The sequence below is a fragment of the Mesorhizobium sp. M7A.F.Ca.CA.004.06.1.1 genome (assembly GCF_003999135.1).
In the GTDB taxonomy this organism is placed as follows: Bacteria; Pseudomonadota; Alphaproteobacteria; order Rhizobiales; family Rhizobiaceae; genus Mesorhizobium.
On record NZ_RZPQ01000438.1, the window covers coordinates 1 to 4,945 of the forward strand.

General features: G+C 59.6%; 6 protein-coding genes. All 6 read left to right on the forward strand.

The genetic code is table 11. The features are described from left to right. Positions 1 to 1,025 (forward strand): hypothetical protein (locus EN906_RS22755; RefSeq protein WP_206529153.1); only part of this gene is annotated, 1,025 nt, incomplete at its 5' end. Between the two features lie 67 nt (positions 1,026 to 1,092). Continuing rightward, positions 1,093 to 2,388 carry a hypothetical protein gene (locus EN906_RS22760; protein WP_127270495.1) on the forward strand — a complete coding sequence of 432 codons (1,296 nt, stop codon included), beginning with the start codon at positions 1,093 to 1,095 and terminating at the stop codon, positions 2,386 to 2,388. 72 nt (positions 2,389 to 2,460) lie between these two features. After that, positions 2,461 to 3,252, forward strand: coding sequence for a class I SAM-dependent methyltransferase (locus tag EN906_RS22765; RefSeq protein ID WP_127270497.1), 792 nt, complete (start codon positions 2,461 to 2,463; stop codon positions 3,250 to 3,252). 391 nt (positions 3,253 to 3,643) lie between these two features. Next, on the forward strand, positions 3,644 to 4,354 hold the full coding sequence (locus tag EN906_RS22770) for a glycosyl hydrolase 108 family protein (RefSeq protein ID WP_127271129.1): 711 nt from the start codon (positions 3,644 to 3,646) through the stop codon (positions 4,352 to 4,354). Next, complete coding sequence (locus EN906_RS22775; protein ID WP_027035106.1) at positions 4,351 to 4,569, forward strand: hypothetical protein; 219 nt, start codon at positions 4,351 to 4,353, stop codon at positions 4,567 to 4,569. The genes EN906_RS22770 and EN906_RS22775 overlap by 4 nt, the downstream gene beginning before the upstream one ends. 1 nt (position 4,570) lies before the next feature. Next, positions 4,571 to 4,804, forward strand: coding sequence for a hypothetical protein (locus EN906_RS22780; RefSeq protein WP_127271125.1), 234 nt, complete (start codon positions 4,571 to 4,573; stop codon positions 4,802 to 4,804). The last annotated feature ends 141 nt before the right edge of the window (positions 4,805 to 4,945 follow it).

Sequence of the window (4,945 nt, forward strand, 5' to 3'; positions counted from 1 at the left end):
CCTCTGGCTCCGCCGGAACCCTGCGGTTCCAACATTTTGAAATCGTCATCACCGGTTCAACCGTCGACTATGAACTCGGTGAGACGGTGACAGGCGGTTCATCCGGCGCGACGGGCATCTTGGTCGACTTCTTTGCCAACGTGCTAAGGGTCTTGCCGATAAGTGGGACGTTTCAGGCCGGTGAGACAATCACTGGAGGCAACTCTGCGATTGCCAAAACAGCAAACAGCGCGACCCGGCGCATCTATGTGCGCGGCTCGGCCGGCATCTTTCCGGCTGGCGAGACGATCACGGGTGGAATGTCGGGTGCCACAGCCGTAATCGCCGCGCCCTACCAGACGCCTCTTGCGATCGGTCCGGGCACGTTGATGAACTGCTCGACCGACGCCGTCGTCGTTGCGAACGTAGTGACACCGGCGAGCCTTAGCCTTTCTGGCATCAGGGGAAACACCCAGTCGCATGGCATCCGGTTCAACCTTTCCGTGGGCCAACGGCTGCGCAAAGCCAGTCTCAGGGACATCGCCCTGAAAAACTCGACCTCCATTGGCGTTGCTTTTCGGGTAAGCACCGGCGGCGTGATAGACGAAATGCTGGTCGATGGCTTTGACATGACGGAATGGGTTGGTGATGGCACCGGCAGTTCCATCACGGCCGGCATCGCGACCAGGTTTATTGGCGGCAACAATCCCGGCCTGCAGGGGACGTCGAGTGTGCCGACCAATCTGACCGTCAACACAACGCTGTCCGGGCTTCACAACCGGGCACTCTGCCACAACAACGGGGCCGGCGGGACGCGGACACATACGCTGCCGCCTGCCGTGCCTGGCCTTCGGATCGGCTTTGCCGGAGTACACGCAACCCATGTCATGAACATCGAGCCCAACGGGACGGACACGATCAAGGGCGGCGGTGCAGGAAAATATCTCATTCTCGATCCCGGCGAGCGTGTAACCCTGGAGGCATACGCAACGGGCTCATGGGTGGTCAGCGCGACAGTCGGCTGGGCGGGCGATTTCGAGTTGTAGACTTTGTCGTTGTGAATGACCGAATCGCCTAGGTTGCTTTTTTGATCCAAATGGACGAACGAAAGATATGGTGCTCGCTCTGTGGTCAATGGTGGCCGTGACCACCTTTATACTTGTGGCCCGCCACAATCGGGTTTCTGTTGTAGCGATTGGCTATGTCGGCCTTCTTGCTTATTCGGTGCCCGCGCTGATTGGCTTCACGCGACCTGTGAGCGCGAAAGGATTGGTGCCATATCTCGAGCCGGCGTCGTCGGAAGCAATTCTGGTGATGGTCGCTGCTTGGCTAGGGTTCGGGTTGGCGCTGCTGCTGATGCCTTCGTCTGTGGACGGGGGGCGTCCCCCTTGTTACCAGCTGCACCCGATGCGGGTCACCTGGTTCATTCGGTGCGCGCTGATCATTTCTTTAGCCTGCTATGCATGGATGGCAAACAGGGCTGGACTTGAGTGGTACGCGATGGAGCGTGCCGACATCTATGACGCCGTTGGTGGGCTCATTTCGATCGTGTGGCGTTGGGTCAGCGGCATCGGCCTTCTGGCATCGATCTATTTCGATAGGTTGTGGGGTCGCGGCGCTCGTATTTATCAAGCCATCTTTGCGTTAATGGTCGCACTTAATGCGATCGCGGGTGATCGGACTGTCCCGGTGATCTTGGCAATGGCGTTCGCCATCGTGTTGTTGTGGGAGTGGCCGATAACGAAGGCGGCCCTGCATTGGAAGGCATGGGCGATCGGGCTGGCGACGCTTGCGATCATCTTCTTTATGAAGCCCTTCTATCTGGCCTACAAACGCGACCTGCCGTTTGGCAGGATGCTGGCAGGCGGTTCTGATCCGATGGCTATGGTGGCCTCCTGGGAAGCCTTCGGCACTCATGAAAACATCGAAGGGCTGATTAGGAGTAGCACGACCTATCCATGGTGGAACACGGTTCGCGATACCTTGGCGCAACTGCTAATTCAGCCGTCGGCCTTCGGCTTTGACAGCACTGGGTTCAACACGGTGCTCCAGACCCAGATATTTTCGCAGGCGTTGTACGGCTTGGCTGGTACATTCTGGGGGCAGGCGTGGGCGATTGGTGGTATTCCCGTTGTGATCGTATTTGGGTTGATCTATGGCGGAGCGTTGGTGGCGTTGCACCATGCTTCGCTCAAAAGTAAGGGTATGTGGTTCTTCTTCTGGATCATCCTCGGCAGCGTGATAGGGGTCTATGCGCACCGGAATGCCTTGGAGAACGTTCTTGCGCAGGCACGGCAGCCATTCGTCGGTTTCGTGACGATTCAGGTCTTGGTGTGGGTACTGCTCTTCGGGCGCTTCCATACCAGCGTTCCGGCTGTTCCGATTGTGGGTCGAGACTACGGCAAATGAACTGATGTTGAGCAGCGCCTTGGGGGAGGCAAATGAACTGATGTTGAGCAGCGCCTTGGGGGAGGCAAATGAATGGTGGAGCAGGTATATCTCGATCAGCAGCATGATCGTCTTGTATTCATCGACCGACCAGCCGACGAAGGATTCTGGGACGATCGTTGGGCGCAATCCCTAACAGCAGCGGACATTCGGAAAAAGAGCGTCTTTGTCCAGCATGTTACCCGAAAGTATTTAAGCCCGCCTGATCGAGTGATTGATGCAGGCTGCGGTGTGGCCAATACAGTCTTTGGGCTCCATCACGCAGGGTTCGAGGCTTACGGATTAGACTTTGCCCCCGTAACCATCGCTAGGATCAAAAAGCACGCCCCAGAACTTAATATCGTTCTCGGTGACGTGCGAGAAATGCCATTCGAGGATGCCTTTTTCGAAGGGGTGTGGTCCTTGGGGGTGATCGAACACTTCAAGGATGGTTACGCATCGATCATCGAGGAGGCACGCCGAGTGCTGAAACCTGGCGGACTCCTTTTCCTAACTGTCCCCAGCGTGTCGCCATTGAGGCGTCTAAAGATGCGGCTCGGTCGATACGAAGATGTGAGTGCCGCGGACATGGCCCGATTTTACCAATTTGCCTTCACCCCGAACGACACAATTAGAACGATCAGCGGGATGGGGTTCCGGCTTTTGGAAAGTCGGTCCAGGGGCGGATATCTGGGGTTGATGCGGGAGAGCAGCTTGTTAAAGCGCCTGCTTGAACCATTGTATGAGAGCCGGTCGCGACCGATGGTGACCTTACGACGCGCGATCGACTTAGTGATCAGCCCAGTATCCTTTCACACAAAGCTGTTCGTCTTCAAAAAGCACTAGCTGAAACTCGCTGAATTTCGAACTCCTATTGATCTTTATCCTGACGGAGCTTCTCATCGATGTCTCTCAGGCTTTTGTTGTACGCGCGCGTCTCTCGCCGCACCCCTATCGTGGCAATAACTACCCACGCGATGGAGAAGGCGCCGATGAGGACTCCTAAAACTAAATGTTTTATGTCAGGCATATGTGCTTTTACGCGCCCTAGGTGCGTCAATGACTTACCGAGCGCACGGGTCTCTTGCTGATACTCAGAATTTTAAAGTCTGTATCTGCCAACTTGGCGAATGATATCCAGAATCATAATCGCCCGCGTCAAACCTAACCTCCACCCGGCGAACATACCAAAAATCAAAAACTGAACAACTGCCCGGAAGGGCGGAAAGGAACCACCATGGACCGCAACTTCGCGCGGGCGCTTGCGCTTGTTCTCAAATCGGAAGGCGGCTGGTCGGACAATCCGGCTGACCCCGGCGGCGCCACCATGAAGGGCGTGACGCTTGCCAGCTTCCGTCGCTATGTGAAGGCCGACGCGACGAAGGCGGATCTGCGTGCGATCAGCGACGCGCAGGTCGCCACCGTCTATCGCCGCTTCTACTGGGACGCTGTGCTCGGCGCCGAATTGCCCGATGGCGTCGACCACGCTGTGTTCGATTTCGCCGTCAACAGCGGGCCTGGCCGGGCGGCCATATATTTGCAGGCGGCCGTCGGCGTTGCGCAGGACGGGCGGATCGGACCGGTCACCGTCGCGGCGGCCAAGGCAAAGCCGGCCGGTGTGACCATCGATGCGCTTTGCGATGCGCGGCTGGCGTTCCTCAAGCGGTTGCCGACATGGGCAACATTCGGGCGCGGCTGGTCCGATCGGGTCAGGTCGGTGCGGGTTCAGGCCCTGCTGATGTCGGCGCAGCGCCCCGCGGCGCCGGTGGCCGCGCCGGCGCCGCCCAGGGCCGAGACATCGGCTGATGTGATGCCGGCGGCCCAGCCCGTGCCGCCGGCGCCCGGCGGCAAGGCGGCTGCCGCGGCCGGCATCCTCGTTCTCATGGCCGGAGCGCTCGCGGCTTTCCGGCATCACGTCGCCGATTTTTTCGGGAGCCTGTTTCGATGAGATGGTTCAACACCAATGCGCTGCACAATCTCCTCAACACGCTGATCGCCATCATCTGCGGCGGCGCGCTCGCCGGCTTCGACTGGACGCTGCTCGGCGTGAGCGACCGCACCGCGCTTCAGATCAGCGGCGCCATTGCCCTTGCCAAGATCATCATCAACGCGGTGCGTGACGGGCCGCGCGGCATGGTCGCGCCGCCGGCCAAGGAGACATGAGATGGGAACACTCACCCTCGCGCTGCTTGGCCAGGCCTGGCCGTATCTTCTGGCAATGGGCGCCGCGCTTGCCGGTGCCTGGACAGCCTATGCCAAGGGCAAGGCCAGCCAGAAGGCCAGGCAGGATGCCGCCGACGCCGCGGCGCGCACCGAAGCCCAGAAGATCGACGATGCCGTCGCCGGCCGGACGCCGGACGACAACAGAGGGAGGCTGGCCAGATGGTCAAAATCATAGCGCTCTCGCTGCTGCTGGCCGGCTGCACCACATCAGGCGGGTCGTTCTGCGCGGCCGGGCATCCCCTCCGCCCTTGTCGGCCGGAGGGGATGCCCGGCCGACAAGGGCGGAGGCGGCGACCCTTTCCGACGCGTCGGTGGC

Coding starts and splice junctions, on each gene's coding strand:
- EN906_RS22760 (WP_127270495.1), top strand. CDS start 1,093: ATGGTGCTCGCTCTGTGGTCAATGGTGGCCGTGACCACCTTTATACTT.
- EN906_RS22765 (WP_127270497.1), top strand. CDS start 2,461: ATGGTGGAGCAGGTATATCTCGATCAGCAGCATGATCGTCTTGTATTC.
- EN906_RS22770 (WP_127271129.1), top strand. CDS start 3,644: ATGGACCGCAACTTCGCGCGGGCGCTTGCGCTTGTTCTCAAATCGGAA.
- EN906_RS22775 (WP_027035106.1), top strand. CDS start 4,351: ATGAGATGGTTCAACACCAATGCGCTGCACAATCTCCTCAACACGCTG.
- EN906_RS22780 (WP_127271125.1), top strand. CDS start 4,571: ATGGGAACACTCACCCTCGCGCTGCTTGGCCAGGCCTGGCCGTATCTT.